This window comes from Pantoea sp. PNA 03-3, assembly GCF_003201175.1.
GTDB classification, from domain to species: Bacteria; Pseudomonadota; Gammaproteobacteria; order Enterobacterales; family Enterobacteriaceae; genus Pantoea; species Pantoea stewartii.
The window spans coordinates 303,234-318,521 of record NZ_QICO01000001.1 but is presented as its reverse complement, the minus strand read 5'-3'; the positions used below and the strand labels follow the sequence as shown (position 1 = coordinate 318,521).

15 protein-coding genes are annotated in these 15,288 nt (G+C 54.6%); 8 read left to right on the top strand and 7 right to left on the bottom strand.

Going from position 1 to position 15,288, the window contains the following annotated elements; all coding sequences use genetic code 11:
- Positions 1 to 71: 71 nt before the first annotated feature.
- The 5 genes from C7433_RS01455 to C7433_RS23500 all read left to right on the top strand — a co-directional run bounded on the left by C7433_RS01455 (position 72) and on the right by C7433_RS23500 (position 3,096).
- Entirely contained in the window at positions 72 to 329 is a 258-nt protein-coding gene (locus tag C7433_RS01455) for a hypothetical protein (RefSeq protein ID WP_033741742.1), read from the top strand.
- Positions 330 to 532: 203 nt separating this feature from the next.
- Positions 533 to 1,078, top strand: coding sequence for a cytochrome b561 (gene cybB, locus C7433_RS01450; protein ID WP_006119234.1), 546 nt, complete (start codon positions 533 to 535; stop codon positions 1,076 to 1,078).
- A 165-nt stretch (positions 1,079 to 1,243) separates the two neighbouring features.
- Positions 1,244 to 2,428: a sugar transporter gene (locus tag C7433_RS01445; protein ID WP_039340269.1), complete on the top strand. Its 1,185-nt coding sequence runs from the start codon at positions 1,244 to 1,246 to the stop codon at positions 2,426 to 2,428.
- A gap of 220 nt (positions 2,429 to 2,648) precedes the next feature.
- Positions 2,649 to 2,972 carry a hypothetical protein gene (locus C7433_RS01440; RefSeq protein ID WP_006119236.1) on the top strand — a complete coding sequence of 108 codons (324 nt, stop codon included), beginning with the start codon at positions 2,649 to 2,651 and terminating at the stop codon, positions 2,970 to 2,972.
- 25 nt (positions 2,973 to 2,997) lie between these two features.
- Positions 2,998 to 3,096, top strand: coding sequence for a YoaK family small membrane protein (locus C7433_RS23500; protein WP_015700245.1), 99 nt, complete (start codon positions 2,998 to 3,000; stop codon positions 3,094 to 3,096).
- 2 nt (positions 3,097 to 3,098) lie between these two features.
- Here C7433_RS23500 and C7433_RS01435 read toward each other — a convergent pair whose 3' ends face one another.
- Together C7433_RS01435 and C7433_RS01430 are read right to left on the bottom strand one after the other, a co-directional pair.
- Entirely contained in the window at positions 3,099 to 3,365 is a 267-nt protein-coding gene (locus C7433_RS01435; protein ID WP_006119238.1) for a DksA/TraR family C4-type zinc finger protein, read from the bottom strand.
- A gap of 100 nt (positions 3,366 to 3,465) precedes the next feature.
- Positions 3,466 to 5,061, bottom strand: coding sequence for an ABC transporter substrate-binding protein (locus C7433_RS01430; RefSeq protein ID WP_039340267.1), 1,596 nt, complete (start codon positions 5,059 to 5,061; stop codon positions 3,466 to 3,468).
- Between the two features lie 127 nt (positions 5,062 to 5,188).
- Between C7433_RS01430 and pepT the strand changes: the two genes are divergently transcribed.
- Positions 5,189 to 6,442 carry a peptidase T gene (gene pepT / locus C7433_RS01425; protein WP_110267471.1) on the top strand — a complete coding sequence of 418 codons (1,254 nt, stop codon included), beginning with the start codon at positions 5,189 to 5,191 and terminating at the stop codon, positions 6,440 to 6,442.
- Positions 6,443 to 6,482: 40 nt separating this feature from the next.
- Here the strand turns inward: pepT and C7433_RS01420 are convergent, their stop codons facing one another.
- Positions 6,483 to 8,165, bottom strand: coding sequence for a methyl-accepting chemotaxis protein (locus tag C7433_RS01420; protein ID WP_033741748.1), 1,683 nt, complete (start codon positions 8,163 to 8,165; stop codon positions 6,483 to 6,485).
- 171 nt (positions 8,166 to 8,336) lie between these two features.
- The gene (locus tag C7433_RS01415; protein WP_110267805.1) at positions 8,337 to 9,854 is read right to left on the bottom strand and encodes a carboxylesterase/lipase family protein; all 1,518 of its coding nucleotides are present in this window, start codon (positions 9,852 to 9,854) and stop codon (positions 8,337 to 8,339) included.
- Positions 9,855 to 10,040: 186 nt separating this feature from the next.
- On the opposite strand from C7433_RS01415, the gene C7433_RS01410 reads away from it, so the two are divergent.
- A complete protein-coding gene (locus C7433_RS01410; protein WP_110267470.1) occupies positions 10,041 to 10,475 on the top strand; it encodes a DoxX family protein in 435 nt (144 codons plus the stop codon).
- A 32-nt stretch (positions 10,476 to 10,507) separates the two neighbouring features.
- Here the strand turns inward: C7433_RS01410 and C7433_RS01405 are convergent, their stop codons facing one another.
- Together C7433_RS01405 and C7433_RS01400 are read right to left on the bottom strand one after the other, a co-directional pair.
- Positions 10,508 to 11,848 carry a VOC family protein gene (locus C7433_RS01405; protein ID WP_110267469.1) on the bottom strand — a complete coding sequence of 447 codons (1,341 nt, stop codon included), beginning with the start codon at positions 11,846 to 11,848 and terminating at the stop codon, positions 10,508 to 10,510.
- Positions 11,849 to 11,915: 67 nt separating this feature from the next.
- Entirely contained in the window at positions 11,916 to 13,256 is a 1,341-nt protein-coding gene (locus C7433_RS01400) for an aromatic acid/H+ symport family MFS transporter (protein WP_033741755.1), read from the bottom strand.
- Positions 13,257 to 13,570: 314 nt separating this feature from the next.
- Between C7433_RS01400 and C7433_RS01395 the strand changes: the two genes are divergently transcribed.
- Positions 13,571 to 14,491, top strand: coding sequence for a LysR substrate-binding domain-containing protein (locus tag C7433_RS01395; protein WP_033741756.1), 921 nt, complete (start codon positions 13,571 to 13,573; stop codon positions 14,489 to 14,491).
- Here the strand turns inward: C7433_RS01395 and smrA are convergent.
- A complete protein-coding gene (smrA, locus tag C7433_RS01390; RefSeq protein ID WP_110267468.1) occupies positions 14,488 to 15,054 on the bottom strand; it encodes a DNA endonuclease SmrA in 567 nt (188 codons plus the stop codon). The genes C7433_RS01395 and smrA overlap by 4 nt on opposite strands.
- Positions 15,055 to 15,288: the final 234 nt, after the last annotated feature.

Sequence of the window (15,288 nt, the reverse complement as noted above, 5' to 3'; positions counted from 1 at the left end):
GTTTCCCCGCTATAATCGGTTTAATCCCAAAGATTAATGCCATCTTTGAATTCACTGTTAGGGGAGACCTCATGGCGCATTACTATTACGTCAATAAACAATCCGGTTACAACGATAACCACGTGGTACACGCCAAAGGCTGTCGCTACCTTCCGGGTCTGGAAGACCGACTGTTTCTGGGCACGTTTTACTCTGCAACAGCGGCTATACAGCAGGCCCGAAAATATTATGCCAGCGCATTAGGCTGCGACGACTGTTGCCCGGTTATGTCTGCTCAAACCCCACCCCTGCATGACAGCGTTGGACTGAAGCACGGTATCGATTTCTGATCACAGCGCATGCCTTTGCGATCCCATTCAGCCGCGTTTTTCCCGAGGATGGCGGAATATCGCCGCCATCTGCCCTGTCAGCCCGCCATTCAGTTGCTGCCGACCTGCCCCTGTAGCCGTCCCGCTTTAAGTCGCCAATTCGTTAAGCATTTTGCCTTTTTTCCGTTATCTTAGAGGCCTTACTCTTCATACAGGGATTTAACATGCGTGATAAATATGCGGCGTCTCAAATTGCCCTTCACTGGCTGACCGTGCTGCTGCTGATTATTGTCTATGCCACGATGGAGCTGCGCGGTTATGTGGAACGGGGCTCCTGGCAGCGCTTTGTGATGACCGTGACACACTTTAGCGCGGGCGCAACCATTCTGGTGGTGATGCTCTCACGGTTACTGCTGAAAATTCGCCATCGCAGCCCCGCGATTACGCCCCCCGTACCGCGCTGGCAAACGGGCCTGGCACACCTGACGCACACGTTGATTTATGCCTTATTTATCAGCCTGCCGGTGCTGGGTATCGCCTCACGTTACCTGAAGGGCCGTGAGTGGTTATTATTCGGCATTCCCATGCCGGTCGCTGCGGAACCTGATTTCGATCTCTCTGATACGCTCGTCGACTGGCACGAAACCCTGGCGCCACTGGGCTACTGGCTCATCGGCTTACATGTCGCTGCAGCCCTGTTCCATCACTATGCGCTGAAGGACAATACGCTGCTGCGTATGATGCCGGGACGCGGGACGCGCCAGCCCTGATTCCCTGACGCTGCACATCGGGCTAAAAAAATCACCATAATCTGCGCCAGGTGGTTCCACCCGGCGCTTGATTCCTACACAATAGCCACTAAATTGTGACGCAGGTCACTTTCGTGGGATGATCGTTGTCATCCTCTTTTGACGCACAGACAGATTTAACTTCTCATGCCTTTAACAACTGTTTCCCGTAAAACGGCCTGGCTACGCGTGGTGCTGCTGGCCATCGCCGCTTTTGTTTTCAATACCACTGAGTTCGTACCGGTGGGTTTACTGTCGGATATTGCTGCCGGGTTTTCGATGAAAACCGCTGAAGTGGGCATTATGCTGACGATTTATGCCTGGGTGGTGGCGCTGCTGTCCCTGCCGTTAATGCTGCTGACGCGCAATGTTGAACGGCGGTTACTGCTCACGGTACTGTTTAGCCTCTTTGTAGCCAGCCATGTTCTTTCGACATTCGCCTGGAGCTTCAGTTCGTTAATCGTTTCCCGCATTGGCATTGCGCTGTCACATGCGGTGTTCTGGTCCATTACCGCCTCACTGGCCATTCGTGTGGCGCCTGCCGGTAAAAAAACGCAGGCGCTCAGTATGCTGGCAACCGGTACGGCACTGGCCATGGTGCTGGGGGTGCCCATTGGTCGCGTTGTGGGGCAGGCGCTGGGATGGCGCACCACCTTTGGCGTGATCGGGCTGTCAGCGTTGATCCTGATGATTATGCTGGCGCGCGTCTTGCCGCGTCTGCCCAGTGAACACACCGGTTCATTAAGCAGCGTACCGCTGTTGTTCCGCCGCCCGGCCCTGGCAGGCATGTACCTGCTGGTTACACTCATTGTGACCGCGCACTATACGGCTTACAGCTATATTGAACCTTTTATGCAACTGGTGGCGAATGCCAGCGAAAGTTTTACCACCCTGCTGCTGTTACTGTTTGGTTCTGCCGGCATTATTGGCAGTCTGCTGTTCAGTTCGCTGGGTAAACGCTTTCCCTCAGCGTTGCTGATCAGCGCCATCGCCCTGGTCACCTTATGCATGGGGCTGTTAATTTTTGCCGCCGTGCGTCCTGGCGCGATTATCACCCTCTGCGTCGTCTGGGGAATGGCGATGATGATGATTGGCCTGGCGATGCAAATCCGTGTCCTGTCACTGGCACCCGATGCCACCGACGTGGCGATGTCGCTGATGTCCGGCATTTACAACATCGGCATCGGTGCGGGCGCGTTACTGGGCAGTCAGGTGAGCGTATATATGAGCCTGTCTGACGTCGGTAACGTGGGAGCGATGATCGGCCTGGTCGCGCTGCTGTGGTGCGTGTATATTTTCCGGCGCTACCCACAGTTACGCTCTAATGGTTAACTGAAGCAGGCTTCTGCGCCTCGCAGAAGCCTGCCGATGCGTCTTCGTCTGCTATCATGCACTGCGGCACTGAACGGCCAGACGACCTGTTCCGGCGCCCGAAGAGGCAGCGCGTCAGAAAGGTGCTAAACACACCGGATAACCGCTTATATTGTCAGAGGATGCCCTTCTACCTGACTCATCCATTACATCTGTTAACCTCGAAAAAGGATCAACGTTCATGACGAGAAAGTGGTTAACGCTGTACCTGTCGCGTAGCGTCAGCCGGGTGATGTTGCAGGATCTCCAGGCCATCTTACCTGCTGAGGCGGTGAAAATTTTCACGAATGATTTAGACGACGTTCGCTACGCTACAGTAGAATGCGTGCAGGCAGAAACGACCTGCGCCTTGATTGCCTCGGCGATCATCGTCTGGCGTCAACTGGGGCATATTCATCTGCTGCTGTATACGCAGGGTGAAGTGCAGCGTCAGATCACGGACGCCACGCAGTTTGAATTATTTACTTTGCTGAAGAACAACCGTGCCGCCTTGCGGCTGGCCTGACGTGGCGTAAGCTCACAGGATAATTATGAGAATTGGTCTGCTGTTCCCCATCGCTATCATCGTGGCAGGTATTGGCTTTCTCGCCTGGTTCATCGGCAGCGGCCTGGCGATGCCTGGCTCCTGAGATCAGCGTAGCTGGCTGTCTTTACTTCCACGCCGGTTGTAGAGACTGCTCTCTTTTTTCTGCTTATCGATCTTTTCCTGACAGGAAACGCAATAACGCACACCCTTGAGTGCCTGACGGCGGGCTTCGGGAATCGGCTCGCCGCACAGTTCGCATTCTGTGGCACTTTCCCCCTGTCCCAGTGACTGACGCACACGTTCGATACCGTCATTAACGGTGCTGTCGATTTGCTCCTGTACTGCCCCTTCTGCTGCCCAGCCGTTTGCCATTTTTGTGCTCCACTTTATTACCTGTACAGGTTAACTGTACAACATATCAGGGATTTTGCAGGCAAACCGACTCACCTCCCTGTGAAGCCGGTGACGGACATTACGGCTTAATATCGACCTGATAAAAGATATGTTTGCCGAAGGGATCCACTTCGTAACCGGTCACCGATTTGCGGATCGGTTCGAAAATGGTGGAATGGGCAATCATTACGGCCGGCATCTGGTCGTGCATGATTTGCTGCGCCTGCAGATACATGACCGTGCGTTTGGCTTGATCGGGTTCGGCACGGGCGGCGGTAATCAGCTTTTCAAAGGGCTGATAGCACCATTTTGATGAGTTCGATCCCCCTTTCGCCGACGTGCAGCTGTAAAGCGGACCAAAGAAGTTATCCGGATCCCCGGTTGCCGTCGTCCAGCCCATCAGGGCCGCCTGATGTTCACCGCTGCGCACACGTTTCAGGTATTCGCCCCATTCGTAACTGACAATATTGGCTTTGATGCCCACTTTTGCCCAGTCTGCCTGGATCATCTCCGCCATTCTGCGTGCGTTGGGATTATAGGGACGCTGTACCGGCATCGCCCAGAGCGCAATTTCCGTTCCTGGTTTCACGCCTGCCTGTTGCAATAACGCTTTCGCTTTTTCCGGATCGTAATCGTAATCCTTCAGGTCTTTGTCGGCACTCCAGACGCCGGGGGGCAGAATGTTTTTCGCCACCACGCCAGTGCCTTTAAAAATCGCCTCGATAATAGCAGGCTTGTTGATCGCCATGGCCAGCGCCTGGCGAACCTGCACATTATCGGTCGGGGCTTTGGTGGTGTTAAAGGCCAGGAAACCGGTATTCAGTCCCGCGGCCTGTTTCAGCGTGATGTCCGGATTTTGTTTCATTTTTTCGAGATCGGCAGGATTCGGGAACGGCATGACCTGGCACTCATTTTTTTCCAGTTTGGCGTAGCGCACTGCCGCGTCTGGCGTGATGCTGAAAATCAGCCGATCCAGTCTGGCCTTGCCCTGCCAGTAGTCCGGAAACGCCTTATACAGAATGCGTGAGTCTTTTTGATACTGAACCAACTGGAAAGGCCCTGTTCCGATGGGATCGCTATCCACTTTTTCCGGTGTGCCAGCTTTCAGCATCTTGTCTGCATATTCTGCCGAGTGAATGGAGGCGAAATACCAGGCCAGATCGGCCAGAAATGGCGCTTCCGGGTGCGCCAGCGTAAAGCGCACGGTGTGATCGTCAACGCGGTCAATGTGGGTGATTAACGTGGCCAGTTCAAGACTGTCGAAGTTGGAATAGTGCCCGCCCGAGACGTTGTGATAGGGATGGTTGCTGTCCATCTGGCGCATAAAAGAGAAGATGACGTCATCCGCATTAAAATCACGACTGGGCGTAAACAGCTTATTGCTCTGAAATTTAACGTTATGCCGCAGATGGAACGTATAGACTTTGCCGTCGGGACTGATCTCCCAGCGTTCTGCAAGGCCTGGAATTAATTCTGTGGTGCCGGTTTTAAAATCAACCAGGCGGTTAAACACCGGCACGGCACTGGCATCCACGCTGGTTCCCGAGGTGTAAAGTTGCGGATTAAAGTTCTCCGGTGAGCCTTCTGAGCAGTAGACCAGCGTCGTCGCGTTAACACTTCCTGCCAATGCGATACCGGCCGTCAGCAATCCCAGGGTTGTAAACCTGTTTCTCATTATTATCCTCGCTTTATGTTGACTTCTATATATCAGACTCTCTAAATAAACGGTGCAAACAGTGGATTGATAGCATGAATCTTCACCATAGCGAACCCCGCATGTAGTCAACTAATAAGGATTAGTGATGACCGACAAACTTCAGACGCAGTTGATCACGCGTTTTTTCCGTTATCTGGCGGTGAGCAGTCAGAGTGATGCAAAGTCCAGCACCTTACCGAGCACCCCGAGTCAACATGCGATGGCGGCGCTGCTGGCGGATGAATTGCGCGAACTGGGGCTTGAACAGGTCGTCGTTGATGAACAGGCGACGGTGACGGCAGTTAAACCGGGCAACTGCCCTGACGCGCCACGCATTGGATTTATTACGCACATTGATACGGTTGACGTCGGTCTGTCACCTGATATTCACCCGCAGATCCTGACCTGGCAGGGCGAAGATCTGTGCCTTAATCCCGAACAGAACATCTGGCTGCGCCGGGATGCGCATCCTGAAATTGCCCCTTATATCGGCCAGGACATTATTTTCAGCGACGGGACCAGCGTGCTGGGCGCCGATAACAAAGCGGCGGTCAGCGTCGTTATGACGTTAATGGAAAACCTGCAGGATCAGCACGGTGATGTAGTCGTCGCGTTTGTCCCTGATGAAGAGATTGGCCTGCGCGGTGCCAAAGCGCTGGATCTTAACACCCGCTTTAATGTGGACTTTGCCTGGACCATCGACTGTTGTGAACTGGGTGAAGTGGTCTATGAAAACTTCAATGGCGCGGCGGCAGAGCTGCGTTTCACCGGGGTTCCCGCCCATCCGATGTCCGGTAAAGGTGTGCTGGTCAACCCGCTGCTGATGGCGCATGACTTTATCAGTCACTTCGACAGGCAGGCGACGCCCGAACACACCGAAGGCCGTGAAGGCTATATCTGGTTCAATGAAATGCAGGCCAATGCCAGTGTTGCGACGCTGAAAGCATCGATTCGCGATTTCGATCTGGCGAGCTTTGCCGCGCGCAAAGAACAATTGCAGCATGTTGCCAGCCTGATTGCTGAACGCTATCCCACCGGACAGGTCGAGATAACGATTCACGATATCTACAGCAATATCAGCAATGCCATGGGCGACGACCGCCGGGCGCTGGATCTGATTTTTGCTGCCATGCGCGATCTGGACATTACACCCAAAGTGATTCCCATGCGCGGCGGTACCGATGGCGCGGCCTTATCTGCCCGCGGTATTTTCACCCCTAACTTTTTCACAGGCGCGCACAATTTCCATTCACGTTTCGAATTCCTGCCGGTGAAGTCGTTCGTTAAGTCGTATCAGGTCGCGGAGAAACTGTGTTATCTGGCGGCGCAATCGGGGAGTACGGCAAAGACAGGCAGTTGAAACATCACCGCCTTCATGATGAAGGCGGTGATCATATTGATTAGAAGGTGACCCAGTCGCCGTTGTCCGCCGTGGCGGCTTTTGGACGCAGTACAGGAGACGGTGCTGTTGCAGGGCCTGCAGACGCCGCTGGCGGCCTTCTGTCCTGTGTCAGCGCTACCGGCGCATCGCTCGATAACCGGAACTGTGCAACAGAAGCCTGAAGCGCTTCCGTCTGCAGCGCCAGCGCGCTGGCGGCGGCAGAAACCTCTTCAACCAGAGCCGCGTTTTGCTGCGTCACACTGTCCATTTCCGTCACAGCCGTACCAACCTGAGAAATGCCCTTGCTCTGCTCTTCCGAGGCGGCGGCGATCTGCTTCATAATTGCATCCACATCCTGGACGGATTTTAAAATGCCGCTCATCGTGCCGCCGGTGGTACCCACCAGTTCCGCGCCCTTTTCCACGCGCTGCACAGAATCGGCAATCAGCCCGGCGATTTCTTTCGCCGCACCGGCGCTGCGCTGTGCCAGATTGCGCACTTCACTGGCGACGACGGCAAAGCCTCGCCCTTGTTCACCGGCACGCGCGGCTTCTACGGCCGCATTCAGTGCCAGAATGTTGGTCTGAAACGCAATACCGTTAATGACGTTGGTGATCTCAGCGATTTTCTTCGAGCTGTCGGAAATGCCGTTCATGGTGGTCACAACTTCATCCACCAGGTTGCCGCCCTGCTTCGCCGTCAGCGTTGCCGCTTCGGTCAGTGCACTGGCCTGACGGGCATTTTCCGCGTTAAATTTCACGGTCGCGGTCAGCTGTTCCATACTGGCGGCGGTTTGCTCCAGCGCGGCAGCCTGCTCTTCCGTACGGGAGGACAGATCGTTATTACCAATAGAGATTTCGGCGGCACCGCGCGAGATATTCTCTGTGCCGCTGCGAATGGCACTGACCGCATCACGCAGGCTGTCCTGCATCGCACTGAGCAGCGGAACCAGTTTACCGACGCAGTTACGGCCCATATCCTGAACGGGTTTACTGAGATCCCCTTTGGCGATTACGGCAAAATGCTCGCGAATCTTCTCCAGCGGTTTGACCAGCATTGTGACCAGATAACGATCGGTAAACAGCAGAATCAGCAGACCAATCACCACGGTGGCTGAAATCATCGTTTTAGTCACGGCGGTCAGGCGATCCACTTCGACACGGGTTTGTCCCAGTTTCTTGTTGGCCACGTTGTTAAACGCTTCGGTGCTGGCACCGAAGGCGCGGCTGAGCGCAGGTGTGACGTCATTCGCCTGTTGACGATAGGCATCCAGCGAATCCTGACGGGCACGCTGCAACTGCACGGTGACGCCCTGATCCAGCAGTTGCTGCCATTTATCAATGACCTCATTCGTCACGGCCGCGTCCATGGGTCCGGGTGACAGCTGTTTAAACAGCGCCAGTTGATGACGCATGTTATCTAACGCCTGCTGTACCGGAGCAAAGGCGGTGTCATCCTGGGCGACACCGGCGGCCTTTTTCTCCATCACACGCGACAAACGCGTAATCATACGAAAATACTGGTCGTTACCCTGACTTAACGCGGTCATCTGCTCAACGATATGGCGATCCACATCATTGCCATCACTGAGGGAGTTAAGCGAATGAATGCTGAACAGCCCAATGCCGCTCCACAACAGACTAAACAGTCCCAGAATGGTCAACATAACCGTGCGAATAGTGAAATTTTTAAGCATACCCATACAGAAATCCCTTGAACGTTAATCCGTAAAACCGGACACAGGAGATTTATCGGCAGCTCGCGGGAAAATGTAACGGTCTTGTTATTTTTTTTCATCCACCCGCACAGATAATGTGCGGGTGGAAATGTGCAGGCCGGCGTACGTCTGGCATGCACCGCGCTGGTTCACCCTTTACAGTCGCACCAGGCGGGACATCATCAAACGGAACAAAGCGAGGCGGCGGCGCATAAAACCCGGTAACAGTTTGAGAGCCGCTTGACCCTGCCATCCCAGTGACATTGTCACGTCATGCTTTTTGCGCCAGGCGGGCCAGCGTTGTTTGCCTTCAATCATCGTCGTGTGCGGGGTTACATCACGTGCGAAGCGAAACCAGTAATCGCAAACCTGTTGAGAAAAAGCATGGTCTGCGGCGGTAAAGGTGCGGTCGTCGTCGGCAGGCGGCATCATCGCCAGCGTATTCATCACGTAAGGGATTTCATTACCATGCCAGGTGCCGTGCGGGTAGAGATCGCGCGATCGTTCTGAAACGTAGTCGAACCAGTAGCGCCAGCCCGGCATGCCCGCTTTCTCCTGCGCACGCATGATCAGCCAGGGAACAATGCTAAACGTCATATCCCGCGCGACAGCCCGCCCCAGCAGCGCATCATCCCCGGTACGGTAAATCCAGCGCAGTAACCGATAATGAAAATGGTTATTACGCCGTAGCTGTTCCACCACGGCGGCAGCCTCCACGCCAAACCAGACCAGTACGCTCGCTTCATCGCTGTTACTGCCCGCCATCAGCGGCAGGCGGTGCTGTTTTCCCGCCATCAATGTTTTCAGGACCGGCTCGGGCAGCACCGTATCACCGGCAATGGCCACCGGACCGAGGCCCAGCGAGCTGTCCAGCGGCCAGAAGGCGTCCGCAGGCAGCTCACGCAGCTGCGCCATGCTGGCATCCGCCGGTAAACCCAGCGCGGTCGCCACCATAACGCCTTTTTCACGTGCCGCGTCGCGGGTGACGTCTGGCAGGCTATAGGCACTTTGCACGATCCCTTTGTGGAACAACCCCCGGGACAGCGGTGAGCAGCAAAGCGAAAGCACACTGCGGGCGCCCGACGATTCGCCAAACAGCGTCACGTTGCTGGCATTCCCGCCAAACGCGGCGATATGCTGCTGTACCCATCGTAATGCCGCGATCTGATCAAGCAGCGCGAAATTGTTGATATGGCCCGTGTCAGCCTGCTCTTTTTCCAGTGCGGGATGAGCAAAAAAACCCAGATGTCCCAAACGGTAATTAAGGGTCACCACCACCGCACCCCGCGAGGCTAAGGGTTTTCCACTATAGGGTGCCAGCCCACCTGAACCGATCGTAAAGCCACCGCCGTGAAGCCAGACCATAACCGGGAGTGGAACCTCTGGCTGCAGCTCTGGCGTCCAGACGTTGAGGTACAGGCAGTCTTCACTAAATACACCAGGATCGCCTCCGCCAATCGCCAGGCAGTAGTCACGATTCTGCCAACTCGCTGCAGAAAAGTGCTGTGCATTGCGTACACCGTGCCAGGGCGTAACCGGTTGTGGCGCGCGCCAGCGATACGCGCCGACTGGCGGTGCCGCATACGGAATGCCCTTGAATACAAAGATCCCGTCATCAAGGGTGCCCTGCAGTTCTCCGTCAGTCAGCGCGATTTTCAGGCCGTCATTTTTCATGCAGTGTTCCTTGTTAGCGTGCCTTTTCATTATTTCAGGCAATCTGATGTTGTCCAGTTCTGACGCGTTGTTAAGCAAAACGGTAAATGCGCTGAAAAATTGCCCGAAGGCGTCGCCGTGATTGACCCCTGTCATGAAAATGTTTTTAGTGGAGAGCGTAACGAAAACGCCTTTGAGGAACTGACAATGTTTAGCGGTATCAATCAGGTTTTTGTGCGCATGACCGATCATCCCGATCTTGGAAAACTGTTGCTACGTCTGACTCTGGGGGGATTATTGCTGTTTCATGGTGAGTTTAAGCTCGTGCATGGCGTGGGCTGGATTGCCCATTTGCTGCGACAACACGGTCTGCCGGGCTTTATCGCCTGGGGTGCCTGGATGGGGGAAATGATTGCGCCGCTGATGCTGATCGCAGGCTTCATGACCCGGCCAGCGGCGTTTATCATTGCCGTGAATATGGTTGTCGCCACGCTGCTGGTCAAAACCGGCGCAGTATGGCATCGCACCGATGTCGGTGCCTGGGCACTGGAAACGGAAGCACTTTACCTGTTCGGCGCTCTGGTGGTGATGTTTCTGGGGGCGGGAAGATTTACGCTGGTCCGTGATACGCGCCTGCAGTAAAGGAAAAACGGGGCGGTTCCGCCCCGTTCATATTATAAGGTAATGCCGCAGCGCTGTAAGGACGCCCGCTGCCGCTCTGCATACAGCACCATTTCATCCTGCACGGGGCAGCCCAGTGCGGTTTCAAAGCTGCTCCGGCTTGCCTGTCCCGCCGAACGTGTCGGCGTTTTGTCCCCGAGATTAGACTGAAAAATCCCTGCCGCACTGACAGGCAGAAAATCTTCATAAATAATAGGGTCCGCCAGAATCCGCCCCTGCTCAATCAGACTTGCCAGTGATTCCCCACGCTGCGGCGGTTCCGCTCGCCCTTTTTCGCTGAGCCGATAAGTAAACCAGGCTAAGCCGGCTTCACGTAATGCGTTTTCATCATCCGGGAAAGCCGCAAAGGTCGCCGTGAGCTGCTGCTGGTGCTGCTGATTATCCGCACCGCTCCCGGCTTCGCTGAGCAGACGATCGTAAAGCGCGCGGCCCTGCGGCGTTAAGGCCGCGCCGCGCTGTTCGATCTCACCGAAGCGCGCCGTGTGCGTGCCCTGAAAACCGTCGGTGAAAATGACGGGTTCTTCCAGTGCCTTGAAGCTGGTCTGGCGTAACAAAACAGGCACCTTGCGCCGGGGCGGACCTTCGATCACCGTTTTGGGATCAATGCCATACGTCGGCATCAGCGCCTGAACACAATCAATATCCAGCGTGCGTGGCGTAAGATGATTGATATGGCAGGCCGGAAAACATACCACATCCGCGATCAACCGATGTTGCTGGTTCAGCGCCTGATAGGTGCGGCTCTCCACAAGGCTGTGTGAATGCCAGCGGAAGGTTTCCAGCGCTTCGTTGATAAACGCCTGCGCCTGGGGCGCCGTCAGTCCGCCCTGCTGTTGATGCAGCGCGATGAGGTTTCGGCATTCCGGCGTGAAAATATCGCGCGAGGCTAATATCCGTGCGGCTTCATCCCGAAGCGCCGGGTCGGCAATCAGCTCCAGCCGTAACAGCGAGGTAAAAATACGAAAAGGATTGCGCTGCAGCGCTTCATCATCAATGGGGCGAAACGCGGTGGAGTGCACCGGTACGCCCGCCTGCGACAGATCATAATAGCCCACCGGAAACATGCCCATGACGGCAAACATCTGGCGCAGCATGGCAAGCTCGTCCGCGCTACCGACGCGAATGGCCCCGTGGCGCTCCAGACTGAGGCGGCTGAGTTCATCGGCCTCGGTCAGCCGTTGCTCTAGCACGCTATCAGCCGCAAGCGTTGCCTCATTAACCGCTTTCACCAACTGCATCAGCGTCCCGTAGAGCGGCACTTCCTGCTGATACATGTCCGACATGGCCTGGGAGAAGCCCGTGCGAATCGTATCCGCACTGATAAAGTTATCCATATTTACCACCTGACAGCATGAGCGTTGCAGCTACTGTAATCCAACGCGCTGCGGTCAGCGGAAAATATCATGAATTTGTGATCGGCTTAAAACCGTAGCGATTTTTCACCACCAGCATCACGGTGGTCAGCAGTGCCGGTATGGCGAGCAGCAAGAAAATAACGCTGAACGACCAGCCGAGTGACAACATTTCAGCCCCGACAAAGGCACTGAGGATGGCGCCGATTCGGCCCACCCCGTGCATCCAGCTGGAACCGGTTGCGCGGGCATGGGTAGGATAGTAGCTGGCGGAAAGCGCATTCATGCCGGTATTCGCTCCGTTAAAACAAAAACCGCTGCAGAAGGCAATGGCGCTCATGATAACGACCTGCGGCGGTGAAAAACCCAGCGCGACAATAGCGATACCGCCGCAGAAGTAGATCACAGCCAGCGACAGACTGGCATTGAAGCGATCCATCAGCCAGCCGGCAAACAGCGATCCCAGCGTGCCGCCTGCCTGGTACATCGCGGTGATTATCGCCGCTTCCGTCACGGACATTCCCTGTGTATTGACCAGGGATGGCAGCCAGCTGCCGATCAGATACACCAGGAACAGCCCCATAAAATAGCCGCCCCAGAGCATCAGGCTGCCGATGCGGTAGCGAGGAGAAATGACCGTTGCGATGGCGCTGTGTTCAGCAGGTGATTTTTCCGCTTCGGTCGCATGGAAATGCGTATCCGGGCTCGTACTGCCGGGAAGAATACGTTCAAGAATGGCGCGAATGTGCTGCGCGGGCGCACCGCGACTAATCAGGAAACGTACCGATTCAGGAAGCTGACGGATCAGGACCGGCAGGACCAGCAAAGGAAGAATGCCGCCCAGCAACAGAACGGAATGCCAGTCGTAACGCGGTAACAACCATGACGCGGCAAAGCCGCCGCTGGCGGCCCCAAAGGTAAAGCCACAAAACACCACGGTGATAATGAATGAACGGCGCCGCTCCGGCGCATATTCAGCCACCAGCGTACTGACGTTGGGCATGGCCGCTCCCAGCCCCAGCCCGGTCAAAAAACGGAACAGGATCATCTGTTCGATACTATGGGAAAATGCGGTCACCAGCGTCCACAGACCAAAAAACAGGACGCTGAAAATGATCATTAACCGGCGGCCAAAGCGATCGGCCAGCGGCCCGGCGACCATCGCCCCCAGCGCCAGACCAATCAGCGCTGCACTGATCACGACACCCAACTGATGAGTACTGACGTGCCAGGCGGTTTTCAGCGTCGGCGCGATAAAACCCATCAGGGCAATATCCATACCATCGAGCGCAACCACGATAAAACAGAGTACAATTAACCGAATTTGGCCACCACTCAGAGTACCCTGATTAATTAACTGGCGAACATCTACCGCCTCGACACTGCTCACGGGTAAACTCCTCAACGGCTGACTTAATCAACTATCAGATTTGGTAAAAAAAACGGCACTTATGATAGCTGATCGTTAACGATAAAACGCATGAAATTTCCGGCCGAAGCAGAAGCAATGCGGTAAGTTGATGTTTTTTCAGCAACCGTGAAAAACGTTGTGTCAGGCAAAAAAACAACGCCATCATTAATAATCAACCACTTAAAACGCTCCGCTGCAAAAAGTACACATTGTTAATAAAAATTTGCAGCAAAGTTAACAAAATCCAGCTTAAATAGTTGCCTGTCACCTGGCAATGTCATTAAGTTGGGTAAATGGAAAAAAATATCCTTTTCAATCAGCGCATTCGCTTGCGCCATTTACATGCCTTTGTTGCCGTCGCGCAGCAGGGAACCCTGGGGCGTGCAGCCGAGACCTTAAGTCTCAGTCAACCTGCGCTTTCTAAAACCCTCAACGAACTTGAAGAACTCACCGGCGTCCGCCTGTTCGAACGCGGTCGGCTGGGCGCACAACTGACCACCATGGGAGAACAGTTTCTTATCCATGCGGTAAAAGTGTTAGAAGCGCTGAATCATGCCGGCCAGAGTTTTAATGAACAGATTAACGAGCGTCCGGTAGTCATTCGCCTTGGTGCCTTAACCACGGCGGCGATGGGCATGTTGCCACAGATTCTTGACCGTTTTCATCAACTGCGTCCCAACACGACCATTCAGGTTGCCACCTTACATAATAATGTGTTGCTGGCGGGGCTGAGAGCGGGCGAGTTTGATCTGGGCATCGGCCGAATGGCGGATAAAGAGATGATGACCGGCCTGACCTATGAACTGCTGTTTCTGGAGTCATTAAAGCTGGTCGTCAGACCGGAGCATCCGCTTTTAAGTGACAACGTCACGCTTTCACGTGCCATGCAGTGGCCTGTTGTGATTTCCCCGGAAGGCACCGCGCCGCGCCGCCTGGCACAGCAGATGCTGGATGAGCAAGGGTGCTGTCTGCCGCCCCATTGCGTCGAAACGTCTTCAACGTCGCTGGCCCGTCAGCTGGCGCTGCGCTATGACTACATCTGGTTTGTGCCTTCCGGGGCCGTCAAAGAAGATCTCAGCCACAATGCCCTGATATCGTTGCCCATCACCTCTCCCGGCCCGGGTGAACCCGTAGGGATAATCACGCGCACCGGTAACACCTTAAGCCTGAGCGCCGAAGTGTTGATGAGTACCATTCGTAAGTTTCACAGCTAGCGACTGCGTTTAGCATGGCGTTCCCAGTTTTCCTGACGCGCTTTTTCCGTTTTGCGTAGACCGACATACAGCGCACCGGAGCCGCCATGCTGCTTCTGTGCGACACAAAAGGTCTGGACGTCGTCAAATTCACGCAACCAGCGGTCAAGATAGCTGCGCACAATGTTGGCATGAGATTCATTGTCCCGGCCTTTGCCGTGAATAATCAGCAGGTTTCTGTAGCCGGCTTTACGGACATCCTGCATGAAGGTAAACAAATTTTGACGGCAGGTTTCAACAGGCTGGCGTAGCAGATTCAGGCTGGCATCCAGCGCATATTGCCCCTTGCGTAATTTATCCAGCACGCCCTGCTGGATGCCTTCAGCTTTAAACTCAAGTTGCTGCTCAAGAGGAATGATGTCCAGGTAACCGCGGGTTAAAAAGTTTTCGTCTTCAGGTTCTGGTGACCGAGGCGGCACTTTTTTGCTGGCAGCGCTGTGATTCCAGCGCGTATTTTCTGCATCTTTGAGTGGCGTAACGTCATTCATCGCGTCACGAAACAGATTGTCATCGTCAAGGTTCATGGCTCGCCCCTGGTAAATGATATGACGCAAAATTGACTTGAAACCAAATAGTAGCAAAATCGGTAAAGCCTGCGCTAATCCCGTTTTTATCGTCCCTTCTGGCCTTTCAGATTAAGATAAATTCTGTATGAGATCAAAAATCCGTAAAGATTTGTTTACGATCTTAATAAGATGACATCAAAAAACCCTGTCATAACAGCCTTTAGCAGTATTGCGGAAACCACACTTTTTGTA

Coding starts and splice junctions, on each gene's coding strand:
- C7433_RS01455 (WP_033741742.1), top strand. CDS start 72: ATGGCGCATTACTATTACGTCAATAAACAATCCGGTTACAACGATAAC.
- cybB (WP_006119234.1), top strand. CDS start 533: ATGCGTGATAAATATGCGGCGTCTCAAATTGCCCTTCACTGGCTGACC.
- C7433_RS01445 (WP_039340269.1), top strand. CDS start 1,244: ATGCCTTTAACAACTGTTTCCCGTAAAACGGCCTGGCTACGCGTGGTG.
- C7433_RS01440 (WP_006119236.1), top strand. CDS start 2,649: ATGACGAGAAAGTGGTTAACGCTGTACCTGTCGCGTAGCGTCAGCCGG.
- C7433_RS23500 (WP_015700245.1), top strand. CDS start 2,998: ATGAGAATTGGTCTGCTGTTCCCCATCGCTATCATCGTGGCAGGTATT.
- C7433_RS01435 (WP_006119238.1), bottom strand. CDS start 3,365: ATGGCAAACGGCTGGGCAGCAGAAGGGGCAGTACAGGAGCAAATCGAC.
- C7433_RS01430 (WP_039340267.1), bottom strand. CDS start 5,061: ATGAGAAACAGGTTTACAACCCTGGGATTGCTGACGGCCGGTATCGCA.
- pepT (WP_110267471.1), top strand. CDS start 5,189: ATGACCGACAAACTTCAGACGCAGTTGATCACGCGTTTTTTCCGTTAT.
- C7433_RS01420 (WP_033741748.1), bottom strand. CDS start 8,165: ATGGGTATGCTTAAAAATTTCACTATTCGCACGGTTATGTTGACCATT.
- C7433_RS01415 (WP_110267805.1), bottom strand. CDS start 9,854: ATGAAAAATGACGGCCTGAAAATCGCGCTGACTGACGGAGAACTGCAG.
- C7433_RS01410 (WP_110267470.1), top strand. CDS start 10,041: ATGTTTAGCGGTATCAATCAGGTTTTTGTGCGCATGACCGATCATCCC.
- C7433_RS01405 (WP_110267469.1), bottom strand. CDS start 11,848: ATGGATAACTTTATCAGTGCGGATACGATTCGCACGGGCTTCTCCCAG.
- C7433_RS01395 (WP_033741756.1), top strand. CDS start 13,571: ATGGAAAAAAATATCCTTTTCAATCAGCGCATTCGCTTGCGCCATTTA.
- smrA (WP_110267468.1), bottom strand. CDS start 15,054: ATGAACCTTGACGATGACAATCTGTTTCGTGACGCGATGAATGACGTT.